Origin of the sequence: Cohnella ginsengisoli (assembly GCF_029525555.1) — a bacterium.
Classification (GTDB): domain Bacteria; phylum Bacillota; class Bacilli; order Paenibacillales; family Paenibacillaceae; genus Cohnella; species Cohnella ginsengisoli.
In genome coordinates, this window is sequence record NZ_JAPDHZ010000008.1 from 26,724 (window position 1) to 48,825 (window position 22,102).

The 22,102-nt window shown below is 61.1% G+C and carries 18 protein-coding genes, 1 pseudogene and 1 riboswitch; of the genes and pseudogenes, 8 read left to right on the forward strand and 11 right to left on the reverse strand.

The features are described 5' to 3' along the window. Window positions 1-800: 800 nt before the first annotated feature. A complete protein-coding gene (locus OMP38_RS30890; protein WP_338130705.1) occupies window positions 801-2,972 on the reverse strand; it encodes a methyl-accepting chemotaxis protein in 2,172 nt (723 codons plus the stop codon). 287 nt (window positions 2,973-3,259) lie between these two features. Here OMP38_RS30890 and OMP38_RS30895 point away from each other — a divergent pair, with 287 nt between their 5' ends. Continuing rightward, window positions 3,260-4,411: an IS3 family transposase gene (locus OMP38_RS30895; protein ID WP_277568475.1), complete on the forward strand. Its 1,152-nt coding sequence runs from the start codon at window positions 3,260-3,262 to the stop codon at window positions 4,409-4,411. 8 nt (window positions 4,412-4,419) lie between these two features. Here the strand turns inward: OMP38_RS30895 and speE are convergent, their stop codons facing one another. Beyond that, window positions 4,420-5,325 (reverse strand): polyamine aminopropyltransferase, encoded by a 906-nt coding sequence (gene speE, locus OMP38_RS30900; protein WP_277568476.1) that lies wholly within the window; start codon window positions 5,323-5,325, stop codon window positions 4,420-4,422. A gap of 288 nt (window positions 5,326-5,613) precedes the next feature. Here speE and OMP38_RS30905 point away from each other — a divergent pair, with 288 nt between their 5' ends. After that, on the forward strand, window positions 5,614-7,674 hold the full coding sequence (locus tag OMP38_RS30905) for a transglycosylase domain-containing protein (protein WP_277568477.1): 2,061 nt from the start codon (window positions 5,614-5,616) through the stop codon (window positions 7,672-7,674). A gap of 116 nt (window positions 7,675-7,790) precedes the next feature. Here the strand turns inward: OMP38_RS30905 and OMP38_RS30910 are convergent, their stop codons facing one another. Then, a complete protein-coding gene (locus OMP38_RS30910) occupies window positions 7,791-8,306 on the reverse strand; it encodes a YwhD family protein (protein WP_277568478.1) in 516 nt (171 codons plus the stop codon). A gap of 202 nt (window positions 8,307-8,508) precedes the next feature. Next, a complete protein-coding gene (locus OMP38_RS30915) occupies window positions 8,509-9,342 on the reverse strand; it encodes a hypothetical protein (protein ID WP_277568479.1) in 834 nt (277 codons plus the stop codon). Window positions 9,343-9,535: 193 nt separating this feature from the next. Here OMP38_RS30915 and OMP38_RS30920 point away from each other — a divergent pair, with 193 nt between their 5' ends. Continuing rightward, the gene (locus OMP38_RS30920; RefSeq protein ID WP_277568480.1) at window positions 9,536-12,466 is read left to right on the forward strand and encodes a M1 family metallopeptidase; all 2,931 of its coding nucleotides are present in this window, start codon (window positions 9,536-9,538) and stop codon (window positions 12,464-12,466) included. 359 nt (window positions 12,467-12,825) lie between these two features. Beyond that, a riboswitch (cyclic di-AMP (ydaO/yuaA leader) is annotated at window positions 12,826-12,969 on the forward strand. A gap of 5 nt (window positions 12,970-12,974) precedes the next feature. Then, the gene (locus OMP38_RS30925) at window positions 12,975-13,442 is read left to right on the forward strand and encodes a C40 family peptidase (RefSeq protein WP_277568481.1); all 468 of its coding nucleotides are present in this window, start codon (window positions 12,975-12,977) and stop codon (window positions 13,440-13,442) included. 185 nt (window positions 13,443-13,627) lie between these two features. Here the strand turns inward: OMP38_RS30925 and OMP38_RS30930 are convergent, their stop codons facing one another. The 7 genes and pseudogenes from OMP38_RS30930 to OMP38_RS30960 all read right to left on the reverse strand — a co-directional run bounded on the left by OMP38_RS30930 (window position 13,628) and on the right by OMP38_RS30960 (window position 19,523). Then, window positions 13,628-14,929, reverse strand: coding sequence for a hypothetical protein (locus tag OMP38_RS30930; RefSeq protein ID WP_277568482.1), 1,302 nt, complete (start codon window positions 14,927-14,929; stop codon window positions 13,628-13,630). Continuing rightward, complete coding sequence (locus tag OMP38_RS30935; protein ID WP_277568483.1) at window positions 14,926-16,047, reverse strand: DUF58 domain-containing protein; 1,122 nt, start codon at window positions 16,045-16,047, stop codon at window positions 14,926-14,928. The genes OMP38_RS30930 and OMP38_RS30935 overlap by 4 nt, the downstream gene beginning before the upstream one ends. A gap of 3 nt (window positions 16,048-16,050) precedes the next feature. After that, window positions 16,051-17,014: pseudogene (locus OMP38_RS30940) on the reverse strand (AAA family ATPase). A 454-nt stretch (window positions 17,015-17,468) separates the two neighbouring features. After that, window positions 17,469-18,329 (reverse strand): ABC transporter ATP-binding protein, encoded by an 861-nt coding sequence (locus tag OMP38_RS30945; RefSeq protein WP_277568484.1) that lies wholly within the window; start codon window positions 18,327-18,329, stop codon window positions 17,469-17,471. A 104-nt stretch (window positions 18,330-18,433) separates the two neighbouring features. Then, window positions 18,434-18,691 carry a polysaccharide deacetylase family protein gene (locus OMP38_RS30950; protein WP_277568485.1) on the reverse strand — a complete coding sequence of 86 codons (258 nt, stop codon included), beginning with the start codon at window positions 18,689-18,691 and terminating at the stop codon, window positions 18,434-18,436. A gap of 23 nt (window positions 18,692-18,714) precedes the next feature. Further along, entirely contained in the window at window positions 18,715-19,158 is a 444-nt protein-coding gene (locus tag OMP38_RS30955) for a polysaccharide deacetylase family protein (RefSeq protein ID WP_277568486.1), read from the reverse strand. 158 nt (window positions 19,159-19,316) lie between these two features. Continuing rightward, entirely contained in the window at window positions 19,317-19,523 is a 207-nt protein-coding gene (locus OMP38_RS30960) for a DUF1657 domain-containing protein (RefSeq protein WP_090117637.1), read from the reverse strand. Window positions 19,524-19,743: 220 nt separating this feature from the next. Here OMP38_RS30960 and spoVAC point away from each other — a divergent pair, with 220 nt between their 5' ends. Genes spoVAC through OMP38_RS35275 form a run of 4 tightly spaced genes read left to right on the forward strand, consistent with a single transcriptional unit; the run spans window position 19,744 to window position 22,101 of the window. After that, the gene (gene spoVAC / locus OMP38_RS30965; RefSeq protein WP_420869801.1) at window positions 19,744-20,193 is read left to right on the forward strand and encodes a stage V sporulation protein AC; all 450 of its coding nucleotides are present in this window, start codon (window positions 19,744-19,746) and stop codon (window positions 20,191-20,193) included. Window positions 20,194-20,203: 10 nt separating this feature from the next. Further along, window positions 20,204-21,235, forward strand: a complete 1,032-nt coding sequence (spoVAD, locus tag OMP38_RS30970; protein ID WP_277569009.1) for a stage V sporulation protein AD — start codon at window positions 20,204-20,206, stop codon at window positions 21,233-21,235. A gap of 4 nt (window positions 21,236-21,239) precedes the next feature. After that, window positions 21,240-21,740, forward strand: a complete 501-nt coding sequence (locus OMP38_RS35270) for a DUF421 domain-containing protein (protein ID WP_338130706.1) — start codon at window positions 21,240-21,242, stop codon at window positions 21,738-21,740. Next, a complete protein-coding gene (locus OMP38_RS35275; RefSeq protein ID WP_338130707.1) occupies window positions 21,724-22,101 on the forward strand; it encodes a DUF1657 domain-containing protein in 378 nt (125 codons plus the stop codon). Before OMP38_RS35270 ends, OMP38_RS35275 begins: the two co-directional genes overlap by 17 nt. The last annotated feature ends 1 nt before the right edge of the window (window position 22,102 follow it).

The following is a 22,102-nucleotide window of genomic DNA, read 5'->3' on the forward strand; positions in this document are numbered from 1 at the left end:
CTCGCCAAGCCCCAAGCTCCGCCGTTAGCCGATATAATCGGCTATCTCGGGCCTCGCCAAGCCCCAAGCTCCGCCGTTAGCCGATATAATCGGCTATCTCAGGCTTCGCGAAGTCCCAAGCTCCGCCGTTAGCCGATATAATCGGCTATCTCGGGCCTCGCGAAGCCCCAAGCTCCGCCGTTAGCCGATATAATCGGCTATCTCGGGCTTCGCGAAGCCCCAAGCTCCGCCGTTAGCCGATATAATCGGCTATCTCAGGCTTCGCGAAGCCCCAAGCTCCGCCGTTAGCCGATATAATCGGCTATCTCGGGCCTCGCGAAGCCCCAAGCTCCGCCGTTAGCCGATATAATCGGCTATCTCGGGCTTCGCCAAGCCCCAAGCTCCGCCGTTAGCCGACTAAATCGGCTATCTCGGGCTTCGCCAAGCTCCAAGCATCGCCGTTAACCGATAAAATCGGCTATTTCGGACCCTCCTTGCCCGCAGGCTCCAATTGGCTAAGAAACGTGACATAATAGCCGGAGTTAGCGCCCTTTGCGCTTATCGGCCAGTCCGGTATGTAGCGGAGTTAGCGTTAACGCCTTTTGGCGCTTATCGACACATTTCCGAGCGTTGCGGCGGCGGCGTTAGCGTCCAGAAGCGCTTATTTCCGGCATCAGGCTGCGCTTGGCAGGCACGTTAGCGTCCAGAAGCGCTTATCTCGGCCGCACACTGCAGCACTCTAACGAAGAAGCCCGGAACGCGATACGTCTTACGACGCTCCCGTCCAGGCTTTTGCTTGCCAAACCCTATCCCTTCATCGCTTAGCGAACCCGCGTTTCCGTCAACTGGAACTGCCCGACCAGCTGCCGGAGGAACGCGGTAATGCCTTCGACGCCGTGCGACGTATGCCGGACGCCGACGATCTCTCCGAGCAGCACCTGCACCTTGGTCTCGACCTCGGCCGAGATGGCGCGGTTCTCCTTGCTGACGTCGGCGATTTTCTCCATCAGGGCGACGACTTCGTCCACGACCTGCGTCTTCATGGCATCCTCCGACTTCGCCGCTACGAGCGTCTTGGCTGCAACGGAGACCAGCTCCGTACCTTCGTCGACCACGCGCGTGCCTTCTTCCATCGAGGCGGAGGCAAGCTTCGCGTGGTCGTATATTTTGGCCACGATGGCGTTGACTTCCTCCGTCGAGCGCCGCGTGGAGTCGGCCAGCTTGCGGATCTCGCCGGCGACGACGGCGAATCCGCGCCCGTGCTCGCCGACGCGCGCCGCCTCGATGGAGGCGTTCAGCGCGAGCAAATTAGTCTGCGCCGAGATCTCCTCGATAACGGCGAGCACGCTGCGAATCTCGGCCGCCGTATCCATGAACAGCCGGATCGTGCCATTCGTCTGCGCGACGCGGTTCGAGATCTGCGACATCTTGCCGCCGATCCGCTCGACTTCGCCCTGCGCGAGCTCGATCTGCACCGCGGCCTTCCGCTCTAGCTTGGCTAGCGTCTCCCGCATCTCGCCGGCCACGTCCTTGGCGACGTCGATATCCTTCAACTGGCGGCGTAGGCTGCGGATCATGTCGTGGATGCGCTCGCTGACCCGCTCGGTCGAGCCGGCCGTGGACGCGGCGGTCTCGTACATGAGCCGCTGGCTGCTGGATACGTCCGATGCGGCAAGGCGCACCTGCAGCATAATGCCCTCGAGCGAATCGATCATATTGTTGATCCATTTCGCCAGGTCCCGGATCTCGTCGTCGTCGTAGTCGGCCGTTCGTATCCGCTGCGTCAGGTCGCCCTTGCCTTCGGCGTTGATCCGGATGAACTTGCTCAGGCTGCGCAGCGGCTCGGAGACGCGGCGATCGCTCCGGCGCTGCACCAGCGCGATGCCCGCCCAGCCGGCAATCAGCGACAGCGCAAATTCGCAGACGGCGGTCCATCCGGGGGATGCTTCGGCGGCGAGAAATCCGACGAGCGCGGCTGATACGGCAGAGAAAGCGATAACGCCCAGCCACAGCGGCTTCGCAAGTCGCACCGACACGCTGCGAATCCGGTACACTTCCTCCAGGTCGCCCTCGCACATCATGCCCCAACGGTCCGGACAATGCGGGAGCTCGAAGGTCACCCCTTTGCCGATAACGGGAATATGGCGGTAATCCGAGTAGCCGGGAAATTCGACGAACAGGTTGCTGCCGTTGCGGATCGTGCTCTCGACGCCCGGATGAAGCTGCCCGGTGGCCGGATCGGTGAACACAAGCTCGAGCTCGGTGTGCTCCTTGACGGACACGACGCCCCAGTCGGTGGCGACCCCGTCCTTCAGGTTTTCGCCGTGGGTGAAGGTTCTGTCCTCGAACCGGCTGCGCGACAGCGCGGTGCCCGGCCCGATATGCGTATTAAGCGCAGGCTTCGCCATGAACAGGTAGTTGTCTCCGGAGTCGGGATAGACATGGCCGGATTCGCGCTGGATGAGATCCCCGATGACGTCGTTCGGCACTCTTCCGCACAACGCCCCTTTCCACGCTCCGCTCTCTGCGAGCGGCAGAATGAAGAGCAGGGTCATCTTGTCGTGAAACGCGGACGAACGGGCTCCGATCTCCTCCGTCATCGGATCGGGGTAAGGACCGAAAAGGCAGGGACGCGCGCCGGCGCCGCCCCCCTTCGCATAGTCCATGCCCGACGCGAAACCCGCGCCAATTCCGTAATTCCGCCCCTCGTGGGAAAGATGCGTCGAATAAACGACCGTCCCCGCGGCGTCGGTCAGAAAAATCTCGGTAAAGTCCATCGCGCGCGTATACGCCGAGCCGATCAGCTTTTCTATCGTCTCGCGGGCAGCCCCGCCGCCCGAATGCGCCGGACCGCCTTCTTGCGATCGAAGCTGCTCCAGCAGCCGCTCCAGGTGACGCCAATAATCCGTCGTCCAGTCCTTCAGAAGCTGCATTCGCGTCTCCGCGATCCCTTCGAAGATCTCCTCGATATCGCGTTTCAACCGCTTGTTCAACCTGTACGACCACCATAACGGAAGTCCCTTTTTTAAACCCGAGCCAGTCGAACATCCCGCCACCCCTTTTTCCTATTTATATGTAAGTAATAATAACATCTAAAATTACAAATTTCCTCCGTTTTCCGAATATTCGCAATTAAATTTTGATAAATGTTAGTTTTTATAACGCATTCTAGGTTTCGAGCATGCAAAAAAGCCCACCTCTATAATGAGCTGCACCCCTTAGAATGGACATTGAGAAAAACCCTCTCAATGACGATCTATTCTAGGGGGGTGCTTTCGTTATGGCGAAAAAAGGGCAGAAGTTGCTTACTTACAGTTTTGAAATGAAAAAGAGAGCCGTGGAAATGCGACTTCAAGGAATGACGAAGCAGCAAGTGGCCGACAAGCTGGGGATCGTTGATTTAGATCGTTTAAAAGTATGGTTGAGACGTTATAAGCAGATGGGCGAGTTTGGGCTTATGGATGGGCGTGGGAAACGGAAGCAATACAGTGATGAGGAGCGTTACGTCAAGCGATTGGAAATGGAGAATGCTGTCCTAAAAAAAGTGGTTGGCCATTACGAAGGCGGAGGTGTATCAGAGAAATACCGGCTCGTCCATGAATTGCGTGGAAGCTTCAGCGTTACAGCGCTTTGTAAAGAAGTAGGCGTCTCGCGGAGCGGTTATTACGACTACCTGGACCGGATGAACGAGGATAAGGACGCGGAATCTAAGGCGCTTATCCAGAAGACTTACACGCGTTACAACGGCATTTACGGCTACCGGCAAGTGCAGCTTTTCCTACATCAGGACCACGGTGTATGGATGAATCATAAGAAGGTATTGCGACTGATGCAAGAAATTGGGTTGAGCGCTAGAATACGCCGAAAGTACCGTCACCACGCGCGTACTTGGAACACGGGCGACCGCGTCGTGAAAAACGTCTTAGCGCGCAAATTCGAAGCGGATGCACCGAATCAAAAGTGGGTAACCGACGTCACCCAATACCGCGTAGGAAACGAATGGCTATATTTGTCCGCTATTAAAGATTTGTATGACAACTCCATTGTGGCGTACCACATGAGTGAGCGCAATGACCTAGAACTTGTGCTCACGACCTTTAAGAAGGCCTTTAAAGGGAAGAAGGACGTGGCCGGAATGGTCGTTCACAGCGACCAAGGATCCCAGTACACGTCCTACAAATACCACGACATGCTGCCAAAGGTTGGCGCCCAAATCAGCATGTCTCGCCGAGGCAATTGTTATGACAACGCCTCAATGGAGAGCTTCTTCTCCCATTTGAAGACAGAAGCACTCTATCCTTATCATATTCGATCCGTTCAAGAAGCACAAAGACGAATTAAAGCTTATATTCATTTTTATAACAACCGTCGACCGCAAAGAAAACTAAACAAGCTGACCCCGGCTCAATACCGGAACCAGCTTGTGGGGTAGGGCTTTTCTTACATGTCCGCTAAATGGGGTCTTGACCATAAGGAGATGGGCTTTTCCGAACAGGGCCGATACCCGATTACTTGGTCAGATCCTCGACGAACTTCGGCAGCGCGAAGGCCGCGTGATGCAGGCGAGGCGTGTAGTACTTCGTGTCGAGCTCCGGCAGCTTGGACGCATCGACCTGGAGCGGATCGTGCTTTTTTGCTGCCCATCGTGAATGTCCACAAGCCGCTCGGGTACGTCGGGATGTTTGCCGTGAACACGCGCACGATCGGGAACACTTCCTTGACGTCGCGGTTTACGCTTTGGATGAGATCCGCCTTGAACCAAGGGTTGTCCGTCTGGGCGACGAACAGGCCCTCTTCCTTCAGCGACTCGTAGATGCCCTGGTAGAAGCCGCGCGTGAACAGATGCGCCGCGGGGCCGACCGGTTCGGTCGTATCCGCCAGAATGACGTCGTACGTGTTTTTATGATCGAGAATGTGCTTGAAGCCGTCGTTCACCTGCACGTCGACCCGCGGATCTTCAAGCTTGCCGGCGATCGAAGGCAGATACTGCTTGGAATATTCGATAACCTTGCCGTCGATGTCGACGAGGACCGCTTTTTTCACCTTCGGATGCTTCAGCACTTCGCGGATGACGCCGCCGTCGCCGCCGCCGACGACCAGCACCTGCTCCGGATTCGGATGCGTGAACAGCGCGGGATGCGCGACCATCTCATGGTATACGAACTCGTCCTTGACGGTCGTCATGACCATGCCGTCCAGCACCAGCATGTTGCCCCACTCTTCCGTCTCGATCATGGCCAGTTCTTGAAAGTCGGTTTGCTCATGTACGTATGTTTGCTTGATCTTCGCCGTAATGCCGAAGTTTTCGGTCTGCTTTTCGGTGTACCACAATTCCATGGAGGACATGGGATCCCTTCTTTCCTGTCGGATTCGACTAAACAAGTTGTATTATAGGGGATCGTGCGCAAAATGCAATGCGGATTAGGAAAGGGCGCGGAATAAGAGAGAGCCGACTTTTCCATAATAAGGGGTGAGTATGTTCGGAATGTCACGTTAAACGTCGACCTGTGTCAGACGATAAGCGGATTCGCTCGGCGCGATGCCCGCAAAATTCGCATATGGCGCAAAGGAGGGTTCGAATTGGATATGCACTCGGAAAAGAGGGCGGCCGGCCGGGAGAGCGGAGGCCCTCCCTTGCATGCGGAAACGTCTCTACGTCCGAAACGGCCGCAACGACCTGAACGGGCCGGCGGCGGCAAAGGGCGCAGATTCGGCTGGCGAATGGCGCTCGGCATCGCCCTACTGCTGCTCGCAGGCGCAGTCGCCGCTGCCGAGCTGGCGCTCCGGTTCGGCAGCCTGCCGATGGCCGAGCTGCCCCAGTCGACCCGCATTCTCGACATGGACGGCCGGGTGCTGTCCTCTCTGCAAGGCGGCGTCAACCGCAGGACGGTGGCGCTGCGCGACATCTCGCCCTGGCTGACGAAGGCGACGCTGGCGGTCGAGGACCGCCGGTTCTATTCGCATTCGGGCGTCGACCTGCGCGGACTCGCGAGGGCCGCTTGGGTCGACGCGCGCCATCTGTCCCGCGAGCAGGGGGCCAGCACGCTGACGCAGCAGCTCGCCCGCAACCTGTATCTGAGCCACGAGCGCACCTGGACCCGCAAAGCCAAGGAAGCCTGGTACGCGGCCATGCTGGAGCGCAAGTACAGCAAGGACAAGATTCTCGAGATGTACCTGAATCAAATTTATTACGGAAACGGCGTCTACGGCGCCGAAGCGGCGGCGCAGCTCTACTTCGGCAAGCCCGCCGCCTCCCTTAGCCTGGCGGAGAGCGCCCTGCTCGCCGGGATCCCGAAGGGACCGCGCTACTATTCGCCTTATACGCGGTTGCCCCAGGCGCTTCAAAGGCAGCGCATCGTGCTGCAGTCGATGGAGGACAGCGGCGCGATCGATGCGCAGCAGCGGCGACAGGCGCTGTCCGAGAAGATCGTCGTCCGGTCGATGCCGGACAATCGCGGACAGAGCGCGCCCTACTTTACGGATTACGTTAGGAAGCTCGCGGCAAGCAAGCTCGGCATTGAGGAGCGGCTGCTCAACGAGGGCGGACTGCAAATCTATACGACGCTCGACAGCCGGATGCAGCGCGAGGCGGAAGCGGCCGTCGAGAAGCAAATGCCGAAGAACAGCCAACTGCAGGCCGCGCTCGTCTCGATCGATCCTGCGACGGGATACATCAAGGCGATGGTCGGCGGCCGCCATTACGTGGACAATCCTTACAACCGCGTCTTCGCCGCCACGCGCCAGCCGGGCTCCTCCTTCAAGGCGGTCGTCTATGCGGCTGCGCTCGAGAGCCGCGCCGTCACTGCCGCGACGACTTTTCGCAGCGAGCCGACCGTCTTCTATTATGACGACTATCGCAAAGCGTACCGGCCGAGCAACTACAACGACCGCTACTTCGGCGCGGACATCGGTCTGCGCCAGGCCATCGGCGCCTCGGACAATATTTTCGCGGTTCAGACGCTCATGAAGACCGGTCCCGAGACGGTCATCGCGATGGCGCGCAAGCTCGGCATCGCCGCCAAGATGGACGCCGTGCCGTCACTCGCGCTCGGGACGTTCCCGGTGAGCCCGTACGAGATGGCGTCGGCTTATGCGGTGTTCGCCGCGGGCGGCGTGAAGCGGGAGCCGACGGCCATCCTGCGCATCGCGGACAGCGCCGGGCACACGTTGTACGAAGCGCGTCCGAAAGCGGAGCAGATCGTGTCGCCCGCGCTCTCCTACGTGCTGACCGACCTGCTGGGCAGCGTGTTCGAGCCTGGCGGCACCGCACGGCGCGTCGCCCATCTGCTGCACCGGCCGACGGCGGGCAAGTCGGGCACGACGAGCTCCGACGCCTGGTTCGTCGGCTACACGCCGGACCTGGTCACCTCCGTCTGGGTCGGCTACGACAAAGGACGCGCGATCACCTCCAGCGAAGCGCACCGGGCGGCCCCGATCTTCGCCGAATATACGGAGGCCGCGCTGGCCGGCGTTGCGCCGCACGCCTTCGCGATTCCGGAGGGCGTCGTCTCGGCGGACATCGATCCCGCGTCGGGACTGCTCGCCTCCGCGGCCTGTCCGGCGCGCGTGCGCGCGGCATTTCTGGCCGGCACGGAGCCGACCGGCACCTGCGGCGAAGATCCGGAGGCCACAGCGAAGGACGGCGGCGGCCCGCAGTCTCTCTGGAGCAAGATACGCGGGTGGTGGAAGAGCTGAGACACTGACGAAGTGCGGACCCCCGCACAGCACGCCGCGCTAAAACAAAAAACTGCCCAGGCTCGCGCAGGAAAATTCCCGCGACCTAGGCAGCTTTTTTTATGCTGCGACGATAATTAAGCCAGCTGGTCCTTCAGCGCCTCTGGCGAGCGGTCCCACCACTCGTAATTGTGCGATTGCAGCAGCCGGCGGAGCGCCGCCTTGTCCTCGTCGCCCAGCTCCTCGAGCAGGAACTTGCGCTTGATCGCGCGGTCCATGCGGTTCACGTGCTCGGCCAGCACCTTCCAGCCGCGCCTCGCTTCGGTATCGATCAGCATCTCGCAGGCAGTCGCGCCCCCGTAGAAGCTGCCCCGCTCGTCGCGGTCGACGGCGACCCAGACGATCCACACCTGGCGGCCGTTCGGGACGTTTTCTTTTTCCGGCGAAAACTTGATGCCCTTCTCCACTTTGCTCTTCGCATGCATCGCGCCTACATCGATATAGGCCTCGCCGCCGTCGATAATGACGGGCGATACTTGGCTCAGATCGATGGTCCCCGCGCCAAAGCCTTTATGTTCTTTACTGCTCACTACATTCAGCGCCAGCTTCTTTTTTTCCGGCTTGGGCTGCTGTTCGTTCGCATTCGTGTCCACGACTCATCCTCCATCCTTTTCGCTAATCCTTATTTTATCGAAAAGCAGGGCAAAAAGCACCACGCGGCGCCCTCTCCTCCAGCCATGCGATCGGTTGCAGCAGTTACGCACCAGGCTCATCCAAGCCCCCGCCCGATACCCGCCTCGCCCGCGCGCCAAAAAGCCGCCCGCCGCATCTTCCGCGGCAAGCGGCTTCCTTTCCTTAGATATCGTCGCTTGGCGTCGTCGGTCCTTCCGACTCCGTCAGATTCTTCTGCGCGACCGGCTTGCCGCTCGCGTCCGCGAGCGTCGCAAGCTCGGGCACAAACGCGCCGTAACGGTACGTATAGGTCGTTCGCAGCCAGCCGATGGCCGTCCGTCCGTCCCCCGACTCGCCCGAGACGCGTTGCACCGCGACGATCTCCCCGGATGCGATCTCGTAGGAAGTCACCGGGTCGACGGTCGCTCCCCTTGCGGGAACGCCCGGGATAACGCCGCTGATCCCGCTTGCCGGATCGGTCAGCCTGACGCCTCCGCCAGCGGTTTCCTTCAGCTCGTAACGCTGCGCCAGATCCGCGATCGTGAAGGCCGGATCCGTCACGTCGAACAACAATCTGAATCCTTTCGCGCCGTCGTAAACGCTAAGTCCCGTCCCGGCCTCGACCTTCGCAGCCTTGCGGTAGACTAGCAGCTCCGGTACGCCGTCGCCGGTGACGTCCTTGAACTTGACCTCGGGCTTCTTCAAGTAATCGATCTCGGCCGCCTGCATGAAGGCGAACCGAAGCGTGCCGTCCGTCAGTACTCGCCATCTGACCGGACGTCCCGCTTCGTCCAGATCGGCTTGGATATCGATCCCTTGCCTGAGATTCAGCGTCTCGGCCAACGCGGGATCGTGATTCGTATATACGGTTTCCGTGCGCGCGATCGGCAGCGTCCCGCCGCCTGATACGCCGCCGGCCAAGGGAGGCCCGGCGAAAGCTATGGATGGGATTCCCGCGAACGCGGCGGCAGCCGTGCCTGCCGCGATCAAGCGGAGCGTGCGATGAATGGGGTTCATGACCATCCCTCCTTCTATAATAGTTGTACCCATTCTATGTAGAGGAACAACCGGATAGACCGGCTTGTCCTTCGCGTACACGGCTCCGAGTCTCGGGCGGCAGGCGAATTTCAATTATTTGGGACAAAGATATAATCCGCGGACAACCCACATATACATCTGCTAGACGCTTGTCAACGGGAGGGTTACCGTCATGCCCCAACGCCCCATCTATCGCATCGCCGCGCTCGCGGTCTCCGCCGCCGTGCTGCTCGGCTCAGCCAGCTTCGGATTCGATGCCGCCTGGCAATCCCAGTTCACCCTGCCCGCCTATGCCGCACAGGACCCGCTGAACGCCGCCTCCCGGGAGTCCGGCGATTCGGCCGGAGCCCCTGCGGCCAACCCTGAAGCCGATCCCGCCGCCGCGGCACCCGCCGGCGCAGGCGCTTCCGACGGGCAGCACAGCGCGACTGCGGCGCCGCAGTCCCAGCCGTCCCCGATTCCTGCGCCGCAGCAGTCCGTCGCGCTCAGCAACCGGATCGTCGACTACGACATCTCGGTCAAGCTCCTGGACGGCGGCCAATTAGAAGGCGCGGAGACGCTGACTTGGAAAAACCCCGGACGCAAGCCCGTGACGGATCTGTACCTGCACCTGTATCCGAACGCCTTCGCGCCCGGCAGCACGTTCCTGAACGAATCGAACGGCCAGCTTCGCGGCGTGAAGATGACGCCGGGCAAGGACGGCGCCATGGCGCTGACCGAGCTGACGACGGAGGACGGCGAGACGCTGCTGCCGCGCCTTCGTTACGTCCAGCCGGACGACGGAAACGCGAAGGACCGGACATTGGTCTCCTTCCGCTTGCCGAAGGCCGTCGCGCCCGGGCAGAGCGTCACCGTCCGCATGAAGTTCGCCGTCAAGCTGCCGCAGGTATTCGCCCGCATGGGGCAGGCCGGGGACTTCGTGATGGCCGGCCAATGGTTCCCGAAGGTCGCCGCCTACGAGACGAACGGCGTCCGCGGACGCGCCTCGGAGGGTTGGGATCTCCATCAGTACCACGGCAATTCCGAGTTCTACTCGGACTTCGGCGTGTACGGCGTGAAGATCGACGTGCCCGAGGACCGCATCGTGGCGGCGACGGGGTTCCAGTACAAGCAGCCCGTCGTCAAGGACGGCCGCAAAACGTATCAGTTTTACGCCGAGGACGTGCATGACTTCTCCTGGTCCGCCTCCCCGGACTTCGTGACATCCGAGGACTCGTTCTCCTCGGCCGGCGTGCCTGGCGTACGAATCAAGCTGTACCTCGACCCGCTGCACGCGAAGCAGCAGGAGCGCTACATGCACGCCGCCAAGTCCGCGCTGGCCAAGCTCGGCGAATGGTACGGCGACTACCCGTATACGACGCTCTCCGTCATCATCCCTCCGGCCGACGCGGAAGGCGCGGGCGGCATGGAATATCCGACGCTCGTCACCGGCGCGGCAGCGAAGAACGACAACCCGGGCTACGAGCTCGAGCGCACGCTCGTGCACGAGATCGCGCACCAGTACTGGTACGGCATCGTCGCCTCCAACGAGTTCGAGGAAGCATGGCTGGACGAAGCCTTTACGTCCTACAGCGAGGATAAGCTCATGGCCGCCATCTACGGCGTCTCGGCTCGGACGCCGATCGAGTCCCTCTACATGACGAACCCGATGCCGCTCAAGCTGGACGCATGGGATTACGGCGGTTCGGATGCCTACGCGGAAAACGTGTATATTCGCGGCAAGCTCGTGCTCAAGGCGATCGAGTCCAAGACCGGGGAAAAAACGATGTCCAAGATCATGCGGACTTATTTTCAAAAATACCGCTTCAAGCACCCCGACAGCCAAAGCTTCCAGCGCGTGGTCGAAGCCGTCACCAAGGACGACTGGAAAGACTTCTTCCAGTCCTATGTCTACCGGGGGGGAATCGGCCGACTTCGCGGTCGCATCCATCCGCACGGAGCCGGACGGCGAGGGCGGTTATCAGTCCATCGTCCTGCTCACGAGGACCCAGGGCAGCCCGCAAGCCGCGACGGTGCAGTTCGGCTTCAAGGACGGCAAGACCGTCCGCAAAACCTGGGACGGCATCCAGAGCCACATACAGATCCGCCTGCAGTCGGCGTCGCCGCTGTCGTACGTGGCTGTCGATCCGATGCTCGACATCGTGCTCGACCACAGCCGCTACGACAATTTACTGAAGGCCGAAGCGCCCGCGCGCGAACGGACCAAGCTCGACGTGACGCTGGGGCAGCTGATCGACGCGATCGTCGGCAGCATGGCCTGGTGAAGGAGGGGGGAAGCGACATGAACGACGCGATCCGGCAAGGCTGGGAGACGACCAAGCGGCACAAATACGTGCTCGTCGCCTTGTTCCTCTATCGCCTGCTGTGGGGGGTTTTTCCTCTACCGGTTTATCGACTCGGTCGTGACTCCGCTCCTGGTTCGGTATCCGGACGAGCATCCGCTCGGCGAGGCGGCCAAGCAGCTGTTCGCGATCGAGGCTCAGTTCCGCCTGCTCAAGACCGATCTTGCCGACCGCACGCTGCTCATGCTGGGCGCCATGCTCCTTCTTCGCATGCTGCTCACGCCGATCTTGAACGCCGGGCTGTATTACTCCTTCGCTCACGCCGAAGATTATGGCGGCACCCAAGTGCTGCAGGGCATCCGGCGTTCGTGGAAAAGGGTGTCGCTGCTATACGGCGCAGAGAAGCTGATCGCTTTGGCTCCCGCGTTCTGGCTGATCCCGTTCGGAAGGAGCGCCTACCTGGAAGTGCCCAACGCCACGTCATGGCTCGGTCAAATGCTCCCTTACGCGGCGGGTTGGGCGCTCTGGATGCTGGCCGTGCACCTCCCCCTTCTTGTTCATGCAGTTCAGCGCCGCCGCCGGCGACAGCCCTTGGCAAGGCGCGCTCCGATCGGTTCGCCGCATGCCCCCCCTTGCTCGGCGTGACGATCCTGCTGCCGCTGCTCTCTCTGCTCGGCTCCGCCGCGGTATCGGGCGCCGCATGGATCTGGACCGGCTTGCTTGCGATCGCGCTGAACCAGGCGTTCCACTTCGCCAGGGCGATGATCGCGCTCTGGACGGCGGCCTGCCAGCATCGGCTATGGCAACGCGAAGAAGCTTGACCGGGATTCGGGTATTCGGCCCTGACCGGACACCAAAACCGTAAATAGGCGACGCTCGGTTCATCTTCCGATGATCCGGGCTTCGCCTATTTTTGCGATTGTTATTAATATCGAACGAGAGAGCGGCATAGACTACGATCATACTTCTAGCGACCGAAGACCTGTCGAAGACTTGCGCCCTCTTAATCTTTCTCATTTATTCATAGGCTTGGCCACTCGTCGCCCTGCAGCTCGCATCCCTTGCCACGCTTGGGTTTTTGGATGTCGCCAGCATATTCCTTTTTTATTTGGGACATTAAGGAATTCTAATCTTTAAGGAGCAGGAGTTGGGGCCTAAAAATCGAATTTCTAAAGCTAAGGTGCGAAAACTGCCGAATTCCCGCGCACTGGGAAACGGGGGAACCAGTCTTTACCGGGTGAATTGGCTTCGCCTCGCGCAGAAGCCATAGGGAACCTTCAACCGAACCCTCCAGCTAACCTCGTAGGCACTTGGAAGGAGCTTCTCGTTTTGCGTAAAGTTACTGTCCTCATTCTTGCTTTATCCTGCCTCCTGGCTTTCCAGTTGGGCAGCGCATCCGCGGCTTCCAAGCTTGACTCGACCGTCTCCAAGCTGATCGGCATCGATTACGATTACGGCGGCACGACGACCAGCGGCTTCGATTGCTCCGGATTCACGGCTTATGTATTCAAGAAGTTCGACGTCAAGCTGCCTCACTCGTCCAAGGGCCAATACGCCATGGGCAATAAGGTCGCTCGCGACGATCTTCGCCCGGGAGACCTCGTATTCTTCAACACGAGCGGCGAAGGCGTTTCCCATGTCGGCATTTATGTCGGGGACAACAAGTTTGCGCACTCGGCTTCGAAGGGTGTCACGATCTCGGATCTGGATGAAAAGTATTACGCGAAGCGCTATCTGGGCGCCCGCCGCGTAATGGACTCCGACACTTACACATCCGTGGCGATCGACCACGTGTAAGCTCGGCTGAAGTGGAATAGCTTAGGCAAAGACCCGCCCCCAAGCGGGTCTTTGCTGCTGCATGGAGTGAATGGAGAGGTTACTAAGATTGTACCCGTCCTCTCAGGGGCTTGAAACAGGCGTTGCGTAAAAGACGATCGAAAAAAAACGGGCTTTGGCGTTCTGCGCCAAAACCCGTTTTTTCGTCATGTTTTCCAAGGAAATTCCGCGCCGATTCGGTCGGCTTCCTCGGGCTTCACCCGGCCGCCGTAGCGGGCCCTGCCGTAAAGCTCGCCTAGCGGCCCGGACATTCTCGCCAGCCACCCGCGGGATGCCGTCTCCGCCGCGCGTCCTGAGGGAGCTTCGTTCAACCCGCGCCACTTTTCGATCGCCCCGATCGTCTCGGACGGCGTCAGCGATTCCCGGTGTGCGTATCCTTCCTGGATCGCGTCTGCGAGAACTGCGGCATACAGGCTTCTGACCCGGTCCTCCGCGGACATCGCCGTCCATTCCTCGCGACGAAGCGCGCGTCTTGCCTTCGACCGATTCCGCGCGAACAGTCTGCCCAGCAGCTTCTCCCCCTGAAGCAAGCTCTCGCGCTCTTCCGTGTAACCGAGATCTGTCTCGACCGGACGACGCCCTGCGAGAAGCCTGTCGTACCAAGCCGCAACGCGATCCACGATGCGCCGCCACCAGACGGCGTTTAGCAAATATCGCCGCGCCAGGCGATTGACGACGGCAAGCGCCAACAGCGCGAGCACGACGTAGAGCGCATATTCGAGCCAGATCCAGAACCGCCCCGTTCCTCCCTCCTGCGGCGGGAATACCGGCGGCGGCGCGGAAGGCTCAGGCTGGGGCGTCGGCTGGGGCGCGGGCTGGCCCGCCGGCACGAACGAGAGCAGCCAGCGGATGAGGCGCGCGACCTGCGGCCAGATCGGCAATCCCGCGAACGGGAGGAAGACCAGCACGACGATGATGCCCCACAACGCGAGATACCGCTTGCCCGCGACAGCGAGCCGTCTTGTAACCAAGCCTGCGTGTAGACCGGCTTCGGCCAGCGACTTGGCCTGCATAAAATAGAACGCCGCAGCCAGCCAAACGATGCCCGCCGAGAGCAGCAGCGGCTTCGCGTAGCCTGCGATGCCGAGCGGCGACGCGGCCGCGAGGACGATCGCGTGAAGACCGACAGCGACGGAGCAGCGAACGGTGCGCGCCCAGTCTAGCCGGGCGATCCACGACAAGATGCCGAGAGGCAGCAAAAGCCATAGCAGCCGCCAGTTTGCTGCGCATGCGGCGGCGGTTGATGCCGCGATCAGCGCGAGGTGAACGAGCGACGCCGGCAGTTTGCCGCGCAGCATGGCTGGCAGCGCTCGCCCGATCGCCGCGCTCAGCCAGGCGAGAGCGATCCAGCCGACCTTAGGGAGGGCGAGACCGGCCTGCGCATGGAGCGCCAACAGAAGCGGGTAAAAGGCCAACGCGTCAGCCAAACTTCGGATGATGAGCTTCATGACGCCCCTCCTGCCGCTTGGCGCGAAGATTGCCTATCCTTGTACAGCAACATGACTTCTACTCGATTACCCGCTTGTCGGAGCTGCCGCACGGCCAGCTCCTGCTTCGGCGTCAGGAAGGCGGTGATCAGCAGCAGATTCGCTCCGCGCATCCGTCCCTGGATCAGATCGCCTAACAGGTAGCCCAGTTCCAGCCGGACGACGGGCTCGAAGCCGGTCATCGCCTCGAGCAAGGCATGGAGCTGTCTGCGGCCTCGGGCAGGCTCGATCCGAAGAGGGACCGACTCGTCGCCCTGCACGCGGCCGTTGAAGATCACCCCTGCCCTGCCCCCGCTGTCGAGCGCCTGCTTGGCGACGGAAGCGGCGATGCTGACCGCTTCCTCGAACTGCTCGTGCGGGAGCCGCCTGTTCGTCGAAGCGTCGGCGAGCTCCGCGTTGAGCAGTACGGTCACGTCGCCGCCCACCATCGTCTCCCTGCGGTTGACGAGCAATTCGCCGGTTTTGGCGGTGGCGTTCCAATTCACCTGCTTCATGGCGTCCCCGCCCCGATAGGCTCTGACGCCCGCCGTATGGTAGTGATCCTCGCGAAAAGCGTCCGGCGAGCTGAGCGCGCTGTGCATCCATTCGCGCGCCGTACGAGGGAGCTCCCTGGCGCCGAGCAGCTTCGGATACACGGTAACCGCACAGTCCGACTCGACCTGAAGCGCCCCGCTCGTCATGCCCAAAAGATCCCCATGCGTGATCGTCAGCGTCTGAATCCGATATCGCCCCCGCTGCAAGCAGGTCACCTCATGACGCCGCACGAGCTTCGTATAGGGCCCTAGCGTGAACAAGCTCGCATGGTTTTGCAAGGTCTGGCCGACGCTCACCGCAAGATCCGACGTCTCCTTGCCGAATCTCAGCGCGGCAGGCATCTGCGTCTCGGCCCGCAGCCACGGGATCGGCAGCCACTTGGCATTGACGAGCCGCTCCTCCAGCCAGATTTTGTCCCCGGCGAACGCACGAGGCACGCTGAACCTGCGTTCGTAACGGATTTTGCGGAGCCCGCTCCAACCGAACAGCATCCGCTGCGCCATCGCGAGGACGGCGACAACGACGAGCAGCTTAATGATCGGCATGATCTATGCGTATACCGCATCCTGCTCGGCAGGCACCGCGGTCTTGTTCACGATCTCGCGCACGATCGCTTCGGCCCGGCCGCTGCCCGCCAGCGGATCGTGAAGGACCAGCCGATGGGCGAGCACGGGAACGGCCAGTGCCTTAACGTCCTCGGGCAGCACGAAGTCGCGCCCGCGAAGCAGCGCCCTCGCCTGTGCGGCGCGCATGAACTGAAGGCTCGCGCGCGGGCTCGCGCCGACGGCCGTATCTTCGCTGTCCCGCGTGGCGGAGACGATCGCGAGCATATAATGCAGCACGTCGTCATGGCAGCGCACATGTTGGAGCGCTCCCTGAAGCTGCACGACTTCTTCCAGCGCGAGGACCGGCTCGGCCGACGCCAACGGATCGCCGCCCATGAACCGACGCAGGATTTCCGCTTCCTCCCCGGCGGCGGGATAGCCCATCGGGATTCGCAGCATGAAGCGGTCGAGTTGCGCCTCGGGGGAGCGGGAACGTGCCGTGGCTTTCAACCGGGTTTTGCGTGGCGATGACGAGGAAAGGCCGCTCGAGCGGATAGGTCTCGCCGTCGATCGTCACCTGGCGTTCCTCCATGCTCTCCAGAAGGCTCGATTGCGTGCGCGGCGTCGCCCGGTTCAGCTCGTCGGCCAGGAGAATATTCGTGAAGACCGGCCCTTTTCTAAGTTCGAAGACGCCTGCTCGCTGATTGTAAAAGTTAATGCCCGACACGTCCGAAGGCAGAAGGTCCGCCGTGAACTGGATACGCTTGAACGCGCAGCCAAGCGATCGGGCGAGCGATTTGGCGAGCAGCGTCTTGCCTGTGCCAGGCACGTCCTCCAGAATGATATGACCGGAAGCCAGCAGCGCGATGAGCGCATAATCCGCGGCGTCCGGCTTGCCGACGACGATCGCGGCGATCTGATCCAATACGCGGCGCGTCTTGCCCCGTACGTCTTCCAGATGAACCATGGATAAGAGCCTCCTCTTTCTCAAACGCTTTCAATTCCAGCTACCTTCCATATTACAGAGGCGGGCGCGGAATAACAATCAGCGTGAGGCGTAGGCGAAGGCGGGCTTGCCAAACAGGAAGTGTGAAAGGTGCGGTTGGGGAAGCGACGGCGGCCTGCTGCAAGCGAGAAAAGCGCGGTTGCAGTAGCTGGGGAAGCGGCGGCGAGGTCTGTAGGCGCGGAAAACAACGCTACTGCGGTGGCGGACTGCTGTAACAGCAGTTTCTGCGGCTACAGTGGCGGCTGACGCGACCTGGGCTGCTGTAACAGCAGTTTCTACGGTTACAGCGGCGTCGGACGCAACAACGAGAGCAATAGCCGCGGAATGCAACGTTGCTGCGTTGCCGACGACGGCAACGCAGCAAAAAAAAGACCGCCTCCCCTAGCAAGGGGAAGCGGCCTCCAACAACCTACTGCTATACGACCGCAGCCGTCAAGCGGCCTTCTTCGCGAACCGCGGCCGATTGGCTTGCTGCCGGCGCTTGGCCGATGCCTTCGGCCAAACCGTACGGCAGGCAGAGCGGCGCGCCCGTGCGCGGATCCGGGATCACGTCGGCGTCGATGCCGAACACGTCGCGCAGCATATCCGGCGTCATGACGGCCTCGGGATGACCTTCGTAGAGCACCGTGCCGCGCTTCAGCGCGACGAGATGCTGGGAGAAGCGCGCCGCATGGTTGAGATCGTGCACGACCATGATAATGGTGCGCTTTTGCTCGCGGTTCAGCTTTTCAAGCAGGCTCATGACTTCGATCTGGTGCGCCATGTCGAGGAACGTCGTTGGTTCGTCGAGCAGCAGCACTTCGGTGCCCTGCGCGAGCGCCATCGCGATCCAGGCGCGCTGACGCTGGCCGCCGGAGAGCTGGTCGACGGCGCGGTCGTGGAATTCGCCCATGCCGGTCGCTTGCAGCGCCCAGTCGATCATCCGGTTGTCCTCGGCGGACAATGCGCCGAAGCCGCGCTGGTGCGGGTAGCGTCCGAACGAGATCAGCTCCCGTACCGTCAGCCCCTCCGGCGACGTCGGATTCTGCGGCAGGATGGCGAGCTGCTTTGCCACTTCCTTGGTCGGCTGGCGGTGGATTTGCTTGCCGTCCAGATACACGCCGCCACTCTGCGGACTCAAGATGCGCGCGAGCGACTTCAGGATCGTGGACTTGCCGGACCCGTTCGCGCCTACCAGGGAAGTGATCTTGCCGTCGGGCACGGAAAGATTCAGATTCTCCACAATACGCCGGCTGCCATAGGCGAGAGTCAGCTGATTCGTGCTTAACCGCGACATATCTTCACTCCTCCGGCGAACGGGTTCGCCTTTATGTTAGGTATGTGATAATCGTTATCATTATCAATTCACAATAAGAATGATAATGGTTCTCAACCCGGAAGTCAACGATTTACCATATTTGTTTTCGAATTTTTTAAATGCAGCATCTCCGATACGGTCACGAACCGGTAACCCTCCTCCGTCAGCTTCGGCAGAATCACGCGAAGCGCGTCGATGGTCTGCGTCTTGCCGCTCACGTAGTCATGCAGCAGGACGATGTCGCCGCTGCGCACGTCGCCCAGAATTCCTTTGACGATATGGTTCACGCCGGGACGCGCCCAATCGTCCGTCGGATGATGCCACGACCAGAGCACGGTCATGAGCCCTTCTTCGCGGCCGACCGTTAGCACCCGCGAATTAAAAAAAACCTTCCGGCGGCCGAAAAAAGGACCGGCTCGGCGCCGGCGGCCATGCCGATGCTCTTTTGGGCCATCGCGATCTCGCCGCGAATCTGCGCATCCGTGCAGTGCAACAGCATTCGGTGCGAATATGTATGGTTCGCGACCTCGTGGCCTTCCATTGCTTCCCGCCGCACGATGCCGGGGTATTGCTCCGCTTTTTTGCCCGTGATAAAAAACGTCGCGCGCGCCCCGTACGTCGCGAGCAGGTCCAGAATCGCAGGCGTGTCCGCCGGATCGGGACCGTCGTCGAACGTTAGCGCGATAAACTTCCCCTCCAGCGGCACCTCCCAGATCGCCTCGCCTCTGGATTCATAGTACGCCCTGCCTTTGAAGGCCGGCGCGTATCCCACCGCGTCCGCAGTGCCGCCGCGATCGGCTGCGAGCATGACGGGCGCAGCGAACAAGATAGCAACAACGACTGTTTTTATCGCGAAACGGCGAATGATAGCCGAGGCCTTTCCATGCCGCATATCTTTGCCCCTTTCTATTGAAGAAGGAGTCCCGGGCGCGCCGGAACTCCCTTCCTTGAACCGTGTCGGCGATCCTAAAATCCTTTGTACTGCGGCTCTTCCTGCTCCAGCTGCTGAACGCGCTGCTCGACCTGGTCGACGATCTGCTGGGTTTGCGCAGCCGCGTCGGTGAAGAGCTGCTTGGCTTGCTGGTTCTGCGTGCCGATCGCGAATTGCTCCAGGCTCGCTTGAGCGCTCTTGAGCGATGCGACGGTGGTTTTTACTTGGGATGCTACGGTCATGTATGCACGCCTCTTTCTCTTCGGTAATGTTCCCCGCAGAGGGACCCGTCTACTTTGCCCGTCTTCGGCGCACTTCACAACTGTAAACATCTGGTCGATGCACAGTCGCCTGTTCCGTGCGGGTAAAAATCGCGCCGGCGAGGCATCCTCAACTTATATTGCCCGTCATTTGCACGAAAGTAGGAGGCGAACGCCATGGCGAACAACAAAATCAAAAAAGCTGACGCCCGTCCAGCAAGAATACCGCCAGCTTGCATTGAAACGGCAGCCCGCGCGTCCCGTCGCGCTCAACTGTCTGCGCGCCTTTGTCGCGGGCGGTCTCATCTGCACGCTCGGCCAAGGCATCCAGGAAGCGTTCATGCACTTCGCGGACATGACGCTAAAGGAAGCGGCCGCCCCGACGGTCGCCGTCCTGATCGCGATCTCGGTCGTGCTCACCGCGGCAGGCGTCTACGACAAGCTCGGGCAATGGGCCGGCGCCGGTTCGGCCGTCCCCGTGACGGGCTTCGCGAACGCGATGTCATCGGCCGCCATCGAGCACCGCAGCGAAGGCCTCGTGCTCGGCACCGGCGCGAATATGTTCAAGCTCGCGGGCTCCGTCATCGTGTTCGGCACCGTGGCCGCGTTCATCATCGCGCTCTTGCGATTTATTTTCGGATATGGAGGGTGAACGAATGACGATCCTGAAGGGACATCAGAGCTGGCTGTTCCGCGACAAGCCCGTCCTTTTAACGTCCGGCACCGTGGTCGGCCCGTTCGAAGGGCGCGGTCCGCTCGCCAACGACTTCGATATCGTGCACGACGACTCGCTGGTCGGCCAGGACAGCTGGGAAAAGGCGGAGCGCACGTACCTGGAGGAAGCGGCCAAGATCGCGCTGCAAAAGGCGGGCATGACGCAGGACCAGATCAGCTTCTATATCGGCGGGGACCTGATGAACCAGATTACGAGCAGCAGCTACGCGGCGCGCACGCTGGCGATGCCCTATATCGGCATGTTCGGCGCCTGCTCCACCTCGATGGAGAGCCTCGCGATCGCTTCTTATCTCATCTCGACGGGCGGCGCCAAGCATGCGTTGGCCGGCACCTGCAGCCATAATTCGTCCGCCGAAAAGCAATTCCGCTATCCGACCGAATACGGCTCCCAGAAGCCGCCTTATGCCCAGTACACGGTGACCGGCGCAGGCGCCGTACTCGTCGCGAGCGAAGGCGACGGTCCGCGTGTGGCCGCCGCCACGATCGGCCGCGTCGTCGACATGGGGATCACGGATCCGTTCAACATGGGCGCCGCGATGGCGCCTGCCGCGGTCGATACGATCATCTCGCACTTCCGCGATCTCGGCGTCGGTCCGGACCACTACGACCTTATCGTGACGGGCGACCTGGCGAAGGTCGGCTACGAGCTCGCGAGCGACCTGTTCCACAAGCATCGCATCCCGATGCACAAGACGCGCTTCCGCGATTGCGGCATGATGATTTACGATTACGACAAACAAATGGTGCAGGCCGGCGGCAGCGGATGCGGATGCTCCGCGGTCGTGACCTACGGCCACCTGCTGAAGAAGCTGCGCGAAGGCGAGTTGCGCCGGATCCTCGTCGTCGCGACGGGGGCGCTCATGTCGCCGCTGGCGCTGCAGCAAAGCGAGTCGATCCCCGGCATCGCCCACGCAGTCGCGCTGGAGGCGCCGGATTCCATTTTGGAGAAAGAGGGTTAACGTCATGCCCATGTGGGGCCAAATCATATTCCGCTCGCTAGGCGCGCTGATCATCCTGTTCGTCATGGCCCGGCTGCTCGGCAAAAAGCAGATCTCGCAGCTTACTTTTTTCGAGTATATATTGGGCATCACGCTCGGGGAACTGGCAGGCTTTATTTCCACCGATATGGAGGCCCATTATTCGCACGGGCTCATCGCGCTGGCCGTCTGGTTCGCCGTGCCTTTTACGCTGGAGTATATATCCATGAAAAGCATTCGGCTGCGCCACCTGCTCGAGGGACGCGGCAGGGTCGTCATCAAAGAAGGCAAAGTAATGGAGGACAATCTAAAGAAGGAGCGTCTCACGACGGACGAGCTGATGGAGCAGCTGCGCGGCAAAAGCGCCTTCAACCTGGCCGACGTCGAGTTTGCGGTCATGGAGACAAGCGGCGAGCTTAGTGTCCTGCTCAAAAAAGGAGAAGCAGCCGCTCACGCCGAGCGATATGGGCATGCCGAAGGTGCATGAAGTCGAGCCGCAGGTCGTCATCATGGACGGCAAGATGATGAACGAGCCGCTCGCCACCGCAGGTCTCAGTCCGGGGTGGCTGGCGACCGAGCTGGAGAAGATCGGCGTTACCGTAGACAATGTGTTTCTGGGGCAAGTGGATGCATACCAGCAGCTGTACGTCGACTTGTATGACGACAAGCTTCAGGTGCCCGCGCCGCAGGGCAAGGCGCTGCTACTCGCCAACCTGAAAAAGCTCGAGGCGGATCTGGAATTGTTCGCCGTGTCGACGAAGGACGCGGAGGCGAAAGCCATGTATACGCGAACGTCCGCCGCGATGGCACAGGTCATCTCGGATCTGAAGCCGATGCTGCAGGGGTGAT

Coding starts and splice junctions, on each gene's coding strand:
- OMP38_RS30960 (WP_090117637.1), bottom strand. CDS start 19,523: ATGACCGTAGCATCCCAAGTAAAAACCACCGTCGCATCGCTCAAGAGC.
- OMP38_RS30930 (WP_277568482.1), bottom strand. CDS start 14,929: ATGAAGCTCATCATCCGAAGTTTGGCTGACGCGTTGGCCTTTTACCCG.
- OMP38_RS35270 (WP_338130706.1), top strand. CDS start 21,240: ATGCCCATGTGGGGCCAAATCATATTCCGCTCGCTAGGCGCGCTGATC.
- OMP38_RS30915 (WP_277568479.1), bottom strand. CDS start 9,342: ATGAACCCCATTCATCGCACGCTCCGCTTGATCGCGGCAGGCACGGCT.
- OMP38_RS30920 (WP_277568480.1), top strand. CDS start 9,536: ATGCCCCAACGCCCCATCTATCGCATCGCCGCGCTCGCGGTCTCCGCC.
- speE (WP_277568476.1), bottom strand. CDS start 5,325: ATGTCCTCCATGGAATTGTGGTACACCGAAAAGCAGACCGAAAACTTC.
- OMP38_RS30945 (WP_277568484.1), bottom strand. CDS start 18,329: ATGTCGCGGTTAAGCACGAATCAGCTGACTCTCGCCTATGGCAGCCGG.
- OMP38_RS30955 (WP_277568486.1), bottom strand. CDS start 19,158: ATGCTCGCAGCCGATCGCGGCGGCACTGCGGACGCGGTGGGATACGCG.
- OMP38_RS30895 (WP_277568475.1), top strand. CDS start 3,260: ATGGCGAAAAAAGGGCAGAAGTTGCTTACTTACAGTTTTGAAATGAAA.
- OMP38_RS30935 (WP_277568483.1), bottom strand. CDS start 16,047: ATGCCGATCATTAAGCTGCTCGTCGTTGTCGCCGTCCTCGCGATGGCG.
- OMP38_RS30950 (WP_277568485.1), bottom strand. CDS start 18,691: ATGACCGTGCTCTGGTCGTGGCATCATCCGACGGACGATTGGGCGCGT.
- OMP38_RS35275 (WP_338130707.1), top strand. CDS start 21,724: ATGCCGAAGGTGCATGAAGTCGAGCCGCAGGTCGTCATCATGGACGGC.